Origin of the sequence: Micromonospora sp. NPDC005254 (genome assembly GCF_042872525.1) — a bacterium.
GTDB lineage: Bacteria > Actinomycetota > Actinomycetes > Mycobacteriales > Micromonosporaceae > Micromonospora.
This window is the reverse complement of record NZ_JBIAKM010000006.1, coordinates 481,644-494,650: the sequence shown is the minus strand read 5'-3', so window position 1 is coordinate 494,650 and position 13,007 is coordinate 481,644. Positions and strand designations below refer to the sequence as shown.

The following is a 13,007-nucleotide window of genomic DNA, read 5'->3' as shown; positions in this document are numbered from 1 at the left end:
CCGGCGCTCAGCCGGGCCGCCGGAGCGTCACCGGCGGGCCGAACCGCACCCCGACACCGGGCGAGTAGAGCACGCTGACCGGCGGTCCGACCGGCGCCGGCAGCCCGGCGGCGGCGACCAGCCCGTCGTCCAGGTGCAGGAGCTCGGCGCGGTGCAGCGGCCAGCGGGGATGCCAGTTCGGCAGGTGCAGCGTGCGACCGTACGCCCGGGTGTGCAGCCCCCACCGGGCGGTGAGGAAATGGTCCAGGGGGGCGGGGTCGGCGATCGGCTCCCCCACCCGGACCGCCATCCGGCTCGTCGTACCCGCCGGGCCGGGCCAGCGACGCCGGCACCGGTAGGTGAGTCGGTCGCCGTCGCGGTCCAGCCGCATCGACGACCAGAGGTACGGCAGACGCAGCGTCGCCCGCGCCACCAGCACCGGCACCAGGCGGGACGCGTCGAGCGACCGGAACACGACGGCCCGCCGGCCGGTGTCGTCGACCGAGTAGAGCCGGACGTTCGTCTCGGCGAAGGTGCCGAAGTACGGCACCCCCGGGCCGCGACCGAAGCCCAGCCCGACCATCCGGAAGCCGATCAGGCCGACGTAGCTCACACCGTCCAGCGTGTCCGGACGAGTGCCGGCGGGCAGCAGCGGCGCGACGAGTGCCGGGTCGACGGCCCAGTGCAGGAAGGTGAGGTCCTCCCAGCGCTGCCGCAGCATCGACCAGGGGAACACCTGCCGGGGTGAGTGGTCGACCGGTTCGATGTCCACCCCCTCATCCTGCCCGGCGTCCGCGAGGACGACGAGGCCGACTCGGTTGCCTGGGACGGGATCGACACGGGCGCCGTCAGCGCGGAGGAAGCGGCGATCCACCTGGTCGAGGACCCGGACGGACCCGGCGACGGTCCACTGCGCTGACGCCGTACCCGCCGCGCTCAGCATCCGGAAGGGACGCTGAGCGCGGCGGGTCGGTCAGTGGATGACGACGGGCGTCTTGACCTGCTCGCCCTGCGGGTCGTCGAGCTGCGCCGGCTGACGCCGGCGCGGCAGCAGCGCGGCCGGGATGAACGTGAGCACGACAAGCGCGAACGCGACCCAGAACGTGGTGGCGAACGACTTCGCGGCGAAGTCGAGCCCGCGCTCGATGATCGACGGGTCCACCGGCATCTGCTGCAGCAGCTCCGGCCGCTGCTGGGAGGCGATGGCCAGCCCGGCCTCGGTGATCGGCTTGCCGCTCTCGTCCACCAGTCCGGGGATCGGCCGGGATCCGTTGAGCTCGTTGGTGAGGATCACCGACATGACGGCGGCGCCGACCGAGCCGCCGATCTGCTGGAGGATGTTGACCAGCGTCGAGCCGCGGGCCACCTCCTGCGCCTGCAACGTCCGCAGCGCCGACGTCATGATCGGCATCATCGTGCCGCCCATGCCCAGACCCATCACGAACAGCGACCCGCCGAGCAGCCAGTACGAGGTCTGCGGGTCGACCTGGGTGAAGCTGAAGAACCCGACGACGATGAGCGCCAACGCGAACGGAACGGTACGGCCGATCGGCACCCGGTCGGCAAGCGTGCCCGCGATCGGCATGGTGAGCATCGCGCCGATGCCCTGCGGGGCCATCAGCAGGCCGGCGGCCAGCGTCGACTCACCGCGCACCTGCAGGAAGTAGCTCGGGAACAGCAGGCCGGCGCCCATGAACGCGATGATGAACACGAACAGCGTCACCGAGGCGATGGTCAGGCTGCGGTTGCGGAACAGCCGCAGATCGAGCAGCGGGTGCCGGGGCTTGAACGAGTAGAGCACGAACGCCACCACCAGCGCGCCGCCGACCAGCATCGGCGCCCACACCTTGGCCTCGGCGAAGGTGCCCGCCTCCGGCAGCGACGAGACGCCGTAGAGGAACAGCGCGAGACCCGGCGAGAGCATCAGCATGCCGACGAAGTCGAAGGACTCGGAGGGCTCGGGCGCGTCCTTCGGAAGCGCGAACTGTGCGTAGATCAGCGCGACGACACCGATCGGCAGGTTGATCAGGAAGATCCAGTGCCAGCTCGCGGTGTCGATCAGCCAGCCGCCGAGGATCGGGCCGCCGATCGGCCCGAGCAGCATCGGAATGCCGAGGACGGCCATCAGCCGGCCGATCCGGTGGGGCCCGGCCGCGCGGGTCATGATGGTCATGCCCAGCGGCATGAGCATGCCACCGCCGAGGCCCTGCAGCACGCGGTAGCCGATCAGCTCGCCGATCGAGTCGGCGGTGGCGCAGAGCCCCGACCCGATCGTGAACAGCGCCAGCGCCACCATGTAGAGCCGTTTGGTGCCGAACCGGTCGGCGGCCCAGCCACTGAGCGGGATCACGGTGGCCAGGGCGAGGGTGTAGCCGGTCATCGTCCACGCGACGCGGGCGTAGGACGCGTCGAACTCGTTCTGGAATGTGGGCAGCGCCACGCTGACCACCGTCACGTCGAGGATCGACATGATCGCGCCGAGGACGACGACGCCGGCCACCTTGAGCACCGCGGCGTCGAGTTTGTCCGATGTCGCGACGGATTGCTGTGTCACAAATTCTCCTGAAGTCGATTGAGCCGGCCATTGGTGGGCGGTGGCGGCGAAGCCGCGCCGACCAGGCGCGGGGCGCGGCGTGCCAGGACGACGACGCGCGCAGGAAGACTAACCGCCGGTGGTGACGATTTGCCGCCGGATTCGTGACCGCCCGGCCGCGCATCCGAATGGCCGTGGATTTACAGCCGGTCGTCGGGGTGGCGACCAGGTCGTGGGGCTGGCAATCAGGTCGTTGGGCTGACCGTCGTCACACTCGCGGCCTCGACGTGCTCGTCAACAACGCCGGCGTGACCGGCGGAATGCCGCAGGAACCCACCACGGTCGACCTCGCGGTCGGACGCACGGCGATGGAGACCAACGTGAGCGGCGTCACTCGGTCGGCCTGCTTTTCCGGGTGATCGGTGGTGGTGGTTACGTTCGTCGGTGGTACTGGTTGCGGCGGGGGATCTGGTCGGGGTCGAGCCAGGCGGGTGGTACGAATTCGGGGTGGCCGTCGCCGCCGAGGCGCACCACCCAGTCGGTGTGGTGCAGGTGTCGGTGGTGGTGGCCGCAGAGGAGGACGGCGTTGTGGAGGGTGGTGGTGCCGCCGTCGGCCCAGTGGTGGATGTGGTGGGCGTCGCACCAGCGTGGTGGTCGGTCGCAGCCGGGGAAGGCGCAGCCTCGGTCGCGCAGGACGAGTGCGCGGCGTAGGGGTCCGGTGATGAGGCGGCGTTGTCGGCCCACGTCGAGTGGTTGGCTGGCGCTGCCGAGGACGGCGGGGAGGATCGCGGCGTCGCAGGCGAGCCGACGCACCGTCTCGGGGGTGAGTTGCGGGCCGATGTCGAGGGAACCGCTGCCCAACTGCCGGGTCAACCCGTCGTAGCTGGTGGTGACGACGATCTGGGCGGGGTCGCCGCCGTTGTCGGGTAGTTCGCCGGTGCGCAGGGCGAGGCGGCACACGTCGGCCAGGGCGTCATGCCGCCGTTGGCCGGGGTTGCGTGCGTCGTCGGGGCCGGTGGGCACGGTCAGCGGGTCGATGGCGGCGCGCAGCAGGCCGGCGGTTTCGGTGTCGAGGATGCCGCTGAGCCGCAGTCGTCCGTCGGTCCGTTCGGAGATGGTGAGGTGCCGGTCGCGCGCAGCCCGGTCGGTCTCGGCCTTGAGTGCCGCGGCGGCGACCGCGTCGGCGGCCTCGGGTGCGACGTGGTCGAGGATGCGGGTGCCGAGTTTGCGCAGCAGGGTGGGGTCGAACTGCCCGGCCCACTGCACCAGAACACCGACGGCTTTGTCGGCGGCCTCGGCGCCGGCCGACGCCGCCGCCGCGCCAATCGTGTCGGTGATGACGCGGGCCTGCTCGGCGGTGACCGTCCCGGCCGCGAGGGCGTCCCGCACGGCGGGCGGTGCGGCGTCGAGGGCGGCGGCGAAATCGACGAGCCGGCGGGCGGCCGGGATGGTGAGGTGCAGCCGTTCGCGCAGCCACACCGCGGTGGACGACGCGCCCTGGGTGCGGGCCGTGCCACGGCCGTCGAGCTCACGGACCAGGGCGAGAGTCACGGCGGCGAGGCGCTGCTCAATGCGGTGCGCGGCGTCGAGCGCCGCGATCAACTCCTGCTCGGGCAGAGCCCAGGCGGCGGCGTCGGCGCAGGCTGCGATCGCGTCCTCTGCCTGCGCCAACTCCTCGACCATGACCCGAGACTAGAACGGGTGTACGACACTTTCACTCACCATGATCGATTGGTCGCGGGGGCAGTCCGCCATCATCCCGGAACGCTCGGACCAGGGCGCCCACCGCCCGGCTAGGGCAGCATCGGTGGGAGTTTGCTGGCGTCGAGGGCTGCCTGCTCCACTCGCCGGCGGTGGTCCAGCCACCATGACTCGTCCCCGGTGGGCAGGTTGTCGTTGCTGGGCAGCAGCCCGGCCGCGCCGTCGATGAGTTCGCGCACGATGTCGGCGTGGCCGGCGTGCCGTTGGGTTTCCGCGATGACGTGGACCAGGACGTGGTGCAACGTGACCGCTGCGTCGCCCCACCACGGCACGCGTCCGACCTCGTCCAGCGCAAGGGCGTCAATGGTGGTGTCGGCGTGGACGATCGCGCGGCGATACAGTTCGACGATCTCCTCGCGGGTCTCATCCGCGCTCGCCCACATGTCGGCATTGGTCTCCGCACCATCGCCGATGTACGGCAGCTCCTGCTCGAACGGTCGGCCGAACACGACGCCGAAGTAGAGGATCTCCATGGCCGCCGAGTGCTTCACCAGACCGAGCAGGTTGGTCGCGGTCGGGGTCAACGGCCGCCGAATGTCGTATTCGCCGAGCCCGTCGAGCTTCCACAGCAGCGAGTCGCGGCCGCCCTTCAAGTAGCTGTGCAGGTCTGCCTTCATCGCCGGCACTATGGCATCTGTTGGTGTCGGCGTTGCCCCGGACGATCCGCGGAGCTCATGGGCACCCGAAGCGCAGCTAGGCGGTGACCACCGGGACGGCGGCGGTCAGCGCCCAGTCGTGCCCGATGTCGGCCGCCGCGCGGAGCAACCTCGGAAGGTGCTCCTCGCGCAGGGTCTCCAGTGAGGTCTCGGCCGCGTGCACGGTCACGTTGATCGCCGCGACGACCCGCCCGTCGCCGTCGCGCACGCCGGTGGCGACGGACCGGATTCCCGGGGCCAGGTCCTGGTCGGCGAGTGCCCAGCCCTTCGCCCGAGCCTCCCGCAGCACCGCGTCGAGTTCGCCGGGCGAGGGCTGCCAGCGTGGCGTGATGCCGGAGCGCGTCGGCTCAGCGAGTACGGCGGCCAGGGTCTCCGGTGGCAGCGCCGCGAGCAGCACCTTGCCCATCGACGTCGCGGGCGCGGGGAAGCGGGTGCCGATGGTGACACCGAGCGTGACGATCTTCGGGACGGCCACCCGGGCGACGTAGACGATGTCGCTGCCGTCGAGCTGGGCCATCGAGGTCGACTCGTTGGTCTGCGCGACGAGCTTCTCCATGTGCGGGCGGGCCACGTCCCACATGTTCAGCGCGTTGACGTACGCCATCCCCAGCTCCAGGACGCGCGGGGTGAGGGCGTGGCCACGGCCGACCGCGCGGACGTAGCCCAGCGACTCGAGCGTGATGAGGATGCGTCGGACGGTGGGCCGGGCCAGGCCGGTGGCGGCGGCGATCTCGCTGAGCGTCATCGACGGGCAGGCGGGACGGAAGGAGCGCAGGACGTCGAGGCCACGGGCGAGAGCCTCGATGAAGTCGGGCCCGGCGCCCCTTCCGTTGTCACTCATGTCCTAATGCTTCCATTGGGCCGGGCCGGCGTCCCACTCGGTGTACTGGTACGGGTTCTCCAGGATGGCGGTCTCCGGGACGTCCGGGTTCATGCCACGCTGCCACGCCTCCTCCCCCATCGTCTCGCGCAGGTGGTCGATGGTCGCCGCCACCCGGGCCCGCGCGGCGGCCAGGTCGACACCGACGAGGCGGCCGTCCCGCTTCACGACCCGGCCACCCACCAGCACGGTGTGCACGTCGCCGCGCTGGGCCTGGAAGACGACGTGACCGTGCGGGTTCAGGATCGGGAACATCACCGGGGAGGCGTCGTTCTTGATCAGAACGATGTCGGCCTGCCGGCCGGGGGTCAAGGCGCCGACCGTGGAGTCCATGCCGAGGGCACGGGCGCCGCCCCGGGTGGCCCACTCGACGACCTGCTCGGCGCGCAGGTGGCAGTGGGTGATCGTGTCCTGCTTGGCGTGCGCCTCCAGGTGCTCACGGGAGCGGTCGGCGCCGAGCGTGCTCCGCATCGCCGAAAAGAGGTCACCGCTCCACCACACGCTGGTGTCCATCGACAGCGACACCGGAATGTCGTGGTGGCGCAGCTGCCAGGTGGGCGGGTACCCCTGCCCGGCGCTCTGCTCGCTCTCGGTGGAGACGGAGACGGAGCCGCCGGTCGCGGCGATCCGGTTGTACGAGTCGTGGGTGAGCGTGGCCGCGTGCACGTACACGGTCGACGGGGTCATGAAGCCGCCCTCGTGCATGAGCCGGATGCCGTCGTCGTTGGTGGCGCCCCACACGCCGGCGTGCGTGGTCACCGCGGCGCCCAACTCCCGGGCCACCTCGAACGCGGCCCGCTCGGGGAACGCGGGATCGCCGGTGACGTCGAACGCCATCTGGAAGCCGGCCAGCTTGCCGCCGTCGATCCGCCGGCGGTGGAAGTCGCGGAACTCCGGCGAGGTGGCCCACTCCCACGGCCCCTGCTGGATGTTGCCGTAGGCCAGCACGAACCGGCCCGGCACCGCTTCGAGGGCGTCGACGGCCGCGTCCGCGTGATCGGGCGTCTGCAGGCCGTGTGACCAGTCGACAGTGGTGGTCACGCCGGCGTCGATCGCCTCGATGGCGCCGAGCAGGTTTCCCGCGTACACGTCCTCGGGGCGGAACAGCTTGCCGGATTCGAGGTAGTACCAGACGAAGTACTGCGTCAGCGTCCAGTCGGCGCCGTACCCGCGCATGGCGGTCTGCCACATGTGCCGGTGGGTGTCGACCATGCCCGGCATGAGGATGCCGTCGGTCGCGTCGATCTCCAGGGCGTCGTCGGGCGCGGTGAGACCGACGCCGACCTCCGCGATCCGGTCGCCGACGACCAGCACGTCGGCGCCGGGCAGCACCGTGTGGGCGTCGTCCATGGTGAGAACCAGGCCGTTGCGGAAGATCACCGGCCGGTCGGTTGCGCTCATCGCCACCCATTCCTCTCCGGGTACGAGTTTTCCGGACTGTTGTCCGCTGTGCGGCCAGCCCGAGTGGCGCAAGTGTGGTCCCGGCCACGATTCGTGTCAAGAGCGTGTTTCATCGCGATGAATTGCCCGTTGACAGTGCTCGCGTGGTGCCGCAAGCTGACTCGGCGGACAGGTGTCCGTAGAACGGGCGGAAACATGGTGCAGCAATCGACCGGGCCGCTGGCCGGCCTGCTCGTCGCGGACTTCTCCCGAATCCTCGCCGGGCCGTACGCGACGATGCTCCTGGCGGACCTGGGCGCACAGGTGATCAAAGTGGAGAGCCCGGGCGGCGACGACACCCGCACCTGGATGCCACCCACCCGCGACGGCGTCTCGACGTACTACCTCGGCATCAACCGCAACAAGCGGTCGGTCGCCCTGGACCTCAAACAGCCGGACGACCTGGCCGCCGCCCAGGAGCTGGCCCGCCGCGCCGACGTGCTGATCGAGAACTTCCGGCCCGGCGGCCTCGCCCGGTTCGGCCTCGACTACGACACCGTCACCGCGAACAACGAGAAGATCGTGTACGCGAGCATCAGCGGCTTCGGCACCGGCGCCGGGCGGGACTTCCCCGGCTACGACCTGATGGTGCAGGCGATCTCCGGCCTGATGAGCCTCACCGGCGACCCGGACGGCTCGCCATACCGGGCCGGGATCTCGGTCTTCGACGTGATGGCGGGGCTGCACGCGAGCATCGGCATCCTCGCCGCGCTGCACCATCGTGGAGAGACCGGACGCGGACAGCACGTCGAGGTCAACCTGCTCAGCTCGGCGCTGTCCGGCCTGGTCAACCACTCCAGCGGCTACGTCGCCGGCGGCGCCGTCCCGTTCCGGATGGGCAACGCGCACCCCAGCCTCTTCCCGTACGAGCCACTGCCCACCGCCGACGGCGAACTCATCGTCATCGCCGGCAACGACGGGCAGTTCCGCAAGCTCTGCCAGGTGCTCGACCTGCCCGGCCTGCCGGACGACAGGCGTTTCGGGCGCAACCAGGACCGCACCGCCAACCGGGAGGAGCTGCGGCCCCTGCTTGTCGAACGGCTCGCCAAGCGGACCAAGGACGAGTGGTTCCGGGACCTGCTCGCCGCCGGTGTCCCCTGCGCGCCGATCAACACCATCGACGGCGGCGTGGCCCTCGCCGAGGAGCTTGGGCTCGACCCGGTCGTCACCGTCGGCGCCGTGCCCGGCGTCCGCAACCCGATCACCTTCTCCGACACCCCGGCCCGGTACGAGCTGCCGCCGCCCGGGCTCGACGAACACGGCGAGGAGATCCGCGCGTGGCTGAAGAGCTGAGCTTCCCCACCGGGATCGGCACCTCCGACCCGACCACCATCTCCCTGCTCGGGCAGGACCTGGCCGCCGACCTGATGGGCACGGTGGGCTTCGGCGAGCTGGCGTACTGGCTGGTCGCCGGCCGCCGACCCACCCCCGGCGAGGTACGGGTCTTCGAGGCGGTGCTGGTGGCGCTCGCCGACCACGGCTTCACCCCGACGGCCATCGCCGCCCGACTGACGTACCTGTCCGCGCCCGAGTCGTTGCAGGGCGCGCTCGCCGCCGGGCTGCTCGGCGGCGGCTCCCGCTTCCTCGGCGTCACCGAGGACTGTGGACGGTTCCTCGCCGACACGCTCGCGCAGGCCGGTGACGTGACCGACTACGACGCGCTGGCCCTCGACGCCGTCACCCGGGCGAAGCGGGAGCGCCGGCTGGTCCCCGGCCTCGGGCACCCCGTGCACAAGGACCAGGACCCGCGCACCCCCGTGCTGATCCGGATCGCCACCGAGGAGGGCCTGCACGGCCAGCACCTGCGGCTGTTCGAGGCGATCGGCCGCGTACACCCGCAGGTGCTCGGTCGTACCCTGCCGCTCAACGGCGCCGGGGTGTGCGGCGCGGCGCTCGCCGACCTCGGGCTCCCCGTCGAGATGCTGCGCGGCTTCGCCCTGCTGGCCCGCGCGGCGGGGCTGCTCGGGCACCTCGCCGAGGAGCGCCGTCGGCCGCTCGGCATGGACATCTACCGCACCGTGGACCGCAACGCCGTCTACGAACCCTGACTCCCCCTCTTCCGCCCCCGAAAGGAGTGGGAATGGCCTCCATCGTCGCGGTCATCGCCTCCACCCACCACCCCTTCTACTACCGGGCCAGCACCGCGACCGGCGAGGACCGGCCACCGTTCGCCGACGAGTGGACCCGCAAGATCCTGGCCTTCCGGGAGACGTTGACCCGGGCCCGACCCGACGTGCTGGTGATGGTCGGCTCCGACCACTTCCACCAGCTCTGGTTGGACAACATGCCGCAGTTCCTGGTCGGCAAGGCGCCCTTCTACGACGCCAACTGGTACAACGAGGAGCGCGAGTTCGGGCTGCCGCGGATGCTGCTCACCGGCCAGGAGGACCTGTCCGCGCACATCCTGCGGGCGGGCCTGGACTCCGGTTTCGACCTGGCGTTCAGCAACGAGCTGCGCATCGACCACAGCATCACCTGCCCGATCATCACGCTGCGGCCCGAGGCCGACCTGCCGATCGTGCCGATCTACACGAACATCTTCGCTCCGCCGCTGCCGCAGCCGAAGCGCTTCGTCCAGCTCGGTGCGGCCATCCGGGAGATCGTCGAGTCCTGGCCGTCGCACCTGCGGGTGGCCGTCATCGGCACCGGTCACCTCTCCCTGGAGCTGGGCGGCCCCCGGCAGTTCGGCCCGCACGGCCCGGACCCGGAGTTTGACAGGCGGGCCGTCGAGTGGATCGCCAACGGGGACCTCGACGGGTGCCTACGCGAGGTCACCCTGGACAGCCTGCACTCGCCCGGCAACGCCACCCACGGCTTCATGGACTTCATGCTGATGATGGGTGTGGCCGGCGCCGGCGTGAAGGCCGACTACGTCGACACCCTCGACCTGTTCCACACCATGGAGGCGTACTTCACCTGGTACCCGAACGGAGCAGCGGCGTGAGCAAGTACCTGCTGAACAAGTTCCTGTTCATGGTCGACCGGGACCCCGACCTGGTTGAGCGCTACCGCAGCGAGGCGCGCGAGCTGGTCGCCTGGTGGGAGGCCGAGTGCGCCAACACGGTGCTGAACTGCCACACCGGCGAGGCGAGCACCTGGCTGCGCTTCGACGACACGGAGCGGGAGGCGTTGGCCAACCACGACCACGTGAAGCTCTTCGAGTTGGGGGCGCACCCGTTCCTCACCCTGACGCTCTTCATCGCCCTCTTCGAGCGGGACAACACCGAGCCGCTGGAGTACCAGAAGTCGTACGGCGCGCGGCTGGCCCACTTCTCGATGCCCTACCCGGACATCGCGACGTGATCCGCGCGGCAGTGCTCACCACCTGCGGCGCCCCACCGACGGTCGTCGAGCGACTGGCCCCCGAGCTGGCCGACGGCGAGCTGACGGTCACCGTCGAGGCCGTGCCGATCACCCCGCTGGACGTGCTCTGTGCCAGCGGCACCAGCTACTTCGGCAGGCCGGCCACCCCGTACGTGCCGGGTGTGCAGGGCGTCGGCCGTCTCGTCGACGGCACGCCCGTCTGGTTCGGCACGTCGGCCGGGATGCGGTCCGGGGTGGACGGCAGCATGGCGACAACTGTCGCGGTGCCCGCCGCCGACGTGGTGACGCTGCCGACCGGCGTACCGCTGACCCTGCTCGCGGCCCTGGGCCTCTCCGCCGTCGCCGCGCACGCCGCCCTGACGTACGCCGGTGGCCTGGCGGCCGGCAACCAGGTCGTCGTGCTCGGCGCCGGTGGTGTGGTCGGCCAGGCGGCCATCCAGCTGGCCCTGCTCGGCGGGGCCCGCCGGGTCGTCGCGGTGGCCCGCTCGGCGGCGGCGCGGTCCCGTGCCGAGGAGCTCGGCGCGGCGGTCGCGATCCCGCTGCTTCCCGACGACGACGTCGCGTCGATGGCCGAGCGGCTGCGGGACGGCGCCGACGGCCCGGTCGACCTCGTCCTCGATCCGGTGTTCGGTGTGCCGGCCGCGGCGGCGCTGCGGGTGCTGCGCCCCGGTGGCCGCCTGGTCAACCTGGGCAGCGCGGCCGACGCGACCGCGCCGATCGAGTCGGCCGTGCTGCGCGGCGGGTCGCTGCGCATGGTCGGCTACACCAACAACGGCCTGTCGACCGACGATCGGGCGGCGTCGCTGGCGCTGGTGGCCGGGCACGCCGCAGCCGGCCGGCTCACCGTCGACCACGAGATCGTGCCGTTCGACTCGGTCGCCGATGCCTGGGAACGCCAGAGCTCCGGCACCGCCGCCGGCCGCATCGTCCTCGCGCTCTGAGCCTCGACCGGATGCACGACACCCCCGCCGAGCTTCACCGCCGTGCCCGGCTCGGAGAGCAACGAGAAGCTGCGGCTGCTCGCGGTCATCGGCGGTCAGCGCCTCTGAGCCCGGGGGCCGCCGGGTAGCGGGCCGGGCTGACGCCCAGGAAACGCCGGAAGTGACGGCTCAGGTGCGCCTGGTCGAAGAACCCGGCGGCGGTGGCGGCCTCGGCGGGGCGCTGACCCGCGAGGAGCAGGCGACGCGCCAGCTCGACCCGGCGACCGGTCAGGTACGAGTGTGGTGGCAGCCCGTGTGCGCGTGTGAAGGCCCGGACCAGGTGGGTCGGGTGGGCGTGCAGCAGCTCGGCGGCCTCGCGCAGTGTGACGCCGTCGACGGTCCGGGCGTCCAGCAGCTCACGTAGCCGGTCGGCGAGGCCGGGCATCCCCGGCGCGGTGCTGACCGGCGCCCGTCCGCGGAGTTGCGTGCGCAGCCGGTCCAGGATGAGCGCGAGTCGGCTCTCGGCCTCGAACTCCTCACCCGGCGTGGCGAGCACGTGGTGCAGGTGGTGGATCCGGTCCCGCAGACGCGGATCGGCCAGGTCCGGTTCGTCCACCGCCCGGCCGACCAGGTCGGGGGCGAGGGCCGAGGTGTCGAGGTACAGGACCCGTTTGCGAAAGCCGCTCGCCGTGGCGGAGCGGCCGTCGTGCGGCACGTACGGCGGCAGCAGGGTGACCGATGTGCGCAGCGCGCCGTGCCGGTGCCGGTCGAGGTCGAAGCGGACCGCGCCGTCGTCGACGATCAGCAGCGTCCACACGTCGTGGACGTGCCGTGGGTACGCGTGGTCCACGAAATGGGCGTGGAAGACCTCGGCGACCCCGGCGACGGCGGGTCGCCACGCGCTGACCTGCGAGCCGGCCGGGCGGGTGGCCACGCTAAGAACGTACAAGACCGGTGGGTGTCGGCACCGGCAGGCTCGACGCCATGACCGAACCGATCCGATTTCCCACCAAGATCGCCGTGCTGCTCCGCAACGACCTGGTCGGCTGGCAGCGACTCAACGTCACCGCCTTTCTGGTCAGTGGCGTCGCGCACGCCGAGCCGGAGCTGCTGGGCGAGGAGTACCGCGACGCGGACGGCACCCCGTACCTGCCGATGTTCGGCCAGCCGGTGCTGGTCTTCGCCGGCGACCGGGCGACCCTGACCAACGCGCACTCGCGGGCTCTCGCTCGCGGGCTGCGGCTCGCGGTGTTCACGTCCGAGCTGTTCGCCACCGGCAACGACCGGGACAACCGGGCCGCCGTGCAGGCGGTCGGCCGGGAGAAGCTCGACCTGGTGGGGCTGGCCCTGCACGCGCCGCGCACCGTGGTGGACAAGGTCCTCAAGGGCGCGGCCATGCACCCGTGAGCCCATCCGGCGCGGCGAAGACATTGATATCAATGGGTACGACTCCCGGCGCCCCGCGCCGTCGTCGAGTGCGGCTCCTACTCCAACCCCAACAACGGCTGCACGGA

The 13,007-nt window shown here is 71.4% G+C and carries 15 protein-coding genes; 8 read left to right on the top strand and 7 right to left on the bottom strand.

The annotated features are described in order from the left end of the window. Nucleotides 1-7 precede the first annotated feature (7 nt). A complete protein-coding gene (locus ACFYPR_RS21225) occupies nt 8-751 on the bottom strand; it encodes a YqjF family protein (RefSeq protein ID WP_387261829.1) in 744 nt (247 codons plus the stop codon). Here ACFYPR_RS21225 and ACFYPR_RS21220 point away from each other — a divergent pair. Further along, nucleotides 728-898, top strand: a complete 171-nt coding sequence (locus ACFYPR_RS21220; protein ID WP_387261826.1) for a DUF5709 domain-containing protein — start codon at nt 728-730, stop codon at nt 896-898. The two genes, ACFYPR_RS21225 and ACFYPR_RS21220, sit on opposite strands and share 24 nt — an antisense overlap. A 54-nt stretch (nt 899-952) precedes the next feature. Here ACFYPR_RS21220 and ACFYPR_RS21215 read toward each other — a convergent pair whose 3' ends face one another. Continuing rightward, complete coding sequence (locus ACFYPR_RS21215) at nt 953-2,533, bottom strand: DHA2 family efflux MFS transporter permease subunit (protein ID WP_354859121.1); 1,581 nt, start codon at nt 2,531-2,533, stop codon at nt 953-955. A 143-nt stretch (nt 2,534-2,676) separates the two neighbouring features. Between ACFYPR_RS21215 and ACFYPR_RS21210 the strand changes: the two genes are divergently transcribed. Further along, a complete protein-coding gene (locus tag ACFYPR_RS21210; protein WP_387261823.1) occupies nt 2,677-2,931 on the top strand; it encodes a hypothetical protein in 255 nt (84 codons plus the stop codon). A 13-nt stretch (nt 2,932-2,944) separates the two neighbouring features. On the opposite strand, the gene ACFYPR_RS21205 is transcribed toward ACFYPR_RS21210, so the two are convergent. The 4 genes from ACFYPR_RS21205 to ACFYPR_RS21190 all read right to left on the bottom strand — a co-directional run bounded on the left by ACFYPR_RS21205 (nt 2,945) and on the right by ACFYPR_RS21190 (nt 7,210). Next, nucleotides 2,945-4,195 carry a DUF222 domain-containing protein gene (locus ACFYPR_RS21205; protein ID WP_387261821.1) on the bottom strand — a complete coding sequence of 417 codons (1,251 nt, stop codon included), beginning with the start codon at nt 4,193-4,195 and terminating at the stop codon, nt 2,945-2,947. Nucleotides 4,196-4,305: 110 nt separating this feature from the next. Next, nucleotides 4,306-4,890: a DinB family protein gene (locus ACFYPR_RS21200; RefSeq protein WP_354859169.1), complete on the bottom strand. Its 585-nt coding sequence runs from the start codon at nt 4,888-4,890 to the stop codon at nt 4,306-4,308. Nucleotides 4,891-4,966: 76 nt separating this feature from the next. Next, nucleotides 4,967-5,770 (bottom strand): IclR family transcriptional regulator C-terminal domain-containing protein, encoded by an 804-nt coding sequence (locus ACFYPR_RS21195; protein ID WP_354859114.1) that lies wholly within the window; start codon nt 5,768-5,770, stop codon nt 4,967-4,969. Between the two features lie 3 nt (nt 5,771-5,773). Further along, nucleotides 5,774-7,210, bottom strand: a complete 1,437-nt coding sequence (locus ACFYPR_RS21190; protein ID WP_387261817.1) for an amidohydrolase family protein — start codon at nt 7,208-7,210, stop codon at nt 5,774-5,776. A gap of 195 nt (nt 7,211-7,405) precedes the next feature. On the opposite strand from ACFYPR_RS21190, the gene ACFYPR_RS21185 reads away from it, so the two are divergent. The 5 genes from ACFYPR_RS21185 to ACFYPR_RS21165 are packed head-to-tail and all read left to right on the top strand — an operon-like array spanning nt 7,406 to nt 11,514. Then, nucleotides 7,406-8,542 (top strand): CoA transferase, encoded by a 1,137-nt coding sequence (locus ACFYPR_RS21185; protein ID WP_354859109.1) that lies wholly within the window; start codon nt 7,406-7,408, stop codon nt 8,540-8,542. Continuing rightward, nucleotides 8,527-9,297: a citryl-CoA lyase gene (locus ACFYPR_RS21180; protein WP_354859107.1), complete on the top strand. Its 771-nt coding sequence runs from the start codon at nt 8,527-8,529 to the stop codon at nt 9,295-9,297. Before ACFYPR_RS21185 ends, ACFYPR_RS21180 begins: the two co-directional genes overlap by 16 nt. 32 nt (nt 9,298-9,329) lie before the next feature. Next, entirely contained in the window at nt 9,330-10,193 is an 864-nt protein-coding gene (locus ACFYPR_RS21175; protein WP_139583672.1) for an extradiol ring-cleavage dioxygenase, read from the top strand. Next, on the top strand, nt 10,190-10,552 hold the full coding sequence (locus ACFYPR_RS21170) for a hypothetical protein (RefSeq protein ID WP_363942725.1): 363 nt from the start codon (nt 10,190-10,192) through the stop codon (nt 10,550-10,552). Before ACFYPR_RS21175 ends, ACFYPR_RS21170 begins: the two co-directional genes overlap by 4 nt. Next, the gene (locus tag ACFYPR_RS21165; RefSeq protein ID WP_354859101.1) at nt 10,549-11,514 is read left to right on the top strand and encodes a zinc-binding alcohol dehydrogenase family protein; all 966 of its coding nucleotides are present in this window, start codon (nt 10,549-10,551) and stop codon (nt 11,512-11,514) included. Before ACFYPR_RS21170 ends, ACFYPR_RS21165 begins: the two co-directional genes overlap by 4 nt. 85 nt (nt 11,515-11,599) lie before the next feature. Here the strand turns inward: ACFYPR_RS21165 and ACFYPR_RS21160 are convergent, their stop codons facing one another. Then, nucleotides 11,600-12,427 (bottom strand): AraC family transcriptional regulator, encoded by an 828-nt coding sequence (locus tag ACFYPR_RS21160; protein ID WP_355137716.1) that lies wholly within the window; start codon nt 12,425-12,427, stop codon nt 11,600-11,602. Between the two features lie 50 nt (nt 12,428-12,477). Between ACFYPR_RS21160 and ACFYPR_RS21155 the strand changes: the two genes are divergently transcribed. Next, on the top strand, nt 12,478-12,900 hold the full coding sequence (locus ACFYPR_RS21155) for a DUF2000 domain-containing protein (protein ID WP_354859095.1): 423 nt from the start codon (nt 12,478-12,480) through the stop codon (nt 12,898-12,900). Nucleotides 12,901-13,007: the final 107 nt, after the last annotated feature.

What these genes read in the sequence shown, in the direction of transcription:
- ACFYPR_RS21205 (WP_387261821.1), bottom strand. Translation starts at nt 4,195, where the DNA reads ATGGTCGAGGAGTTGGCGCAGGCAGAGGACGCGATCGCAGCCTGCGCC.
- ACFYPR_RS21200 (WP_354859169.1), bottom strand. Translation starts at nt 4,890, where the DNA reads ATGAAGGCAGACCTGCACAGCTACTTGAAGGGCGGCCGCGACTCGCTG.
- ACFYPR_RS21195 (WP_354859114.1), bottom strand. Translation starts at nt 5,770, where the DNA reads ATGAGTGACAACGGAAGGGGCGCCGGGCCCGACTTCATCGAGGCTCTC.
- ACFYPR_RS21190 (WP_387261817.1), bottom strand. Translation starts at nt 7,210, where the DNA reads ATGAGCGCAACCGACCGGCCGGTGATCTTCCGCAACGGCCTGGTTCTC.
- ACFYPR_RS21185 (WP_354859109.1), top strand. Translation starts at nt 7,406, where the DNA reads ATGGTGCAGCAATCGACCGGGCCGCTGGCCGGCCTGCTCGTCGCGGAC.
- ACFYPR_RS21175 (WP_139583672.1), top strand. Translation starts at nt 9,330, where the DNA reads ATGGCCTCCATCGTCGCGGTCATCGCCTCCACCCACCACCCCTTCTAC.
- ACFYPR_RS21155 (WP_354859095.1), top strand. Translation starts at nt 12,478, where the DNA reads ATGACCGAACCGATCCGATTTCCCACCAAGATCGCCGTGCTGCTCCGC.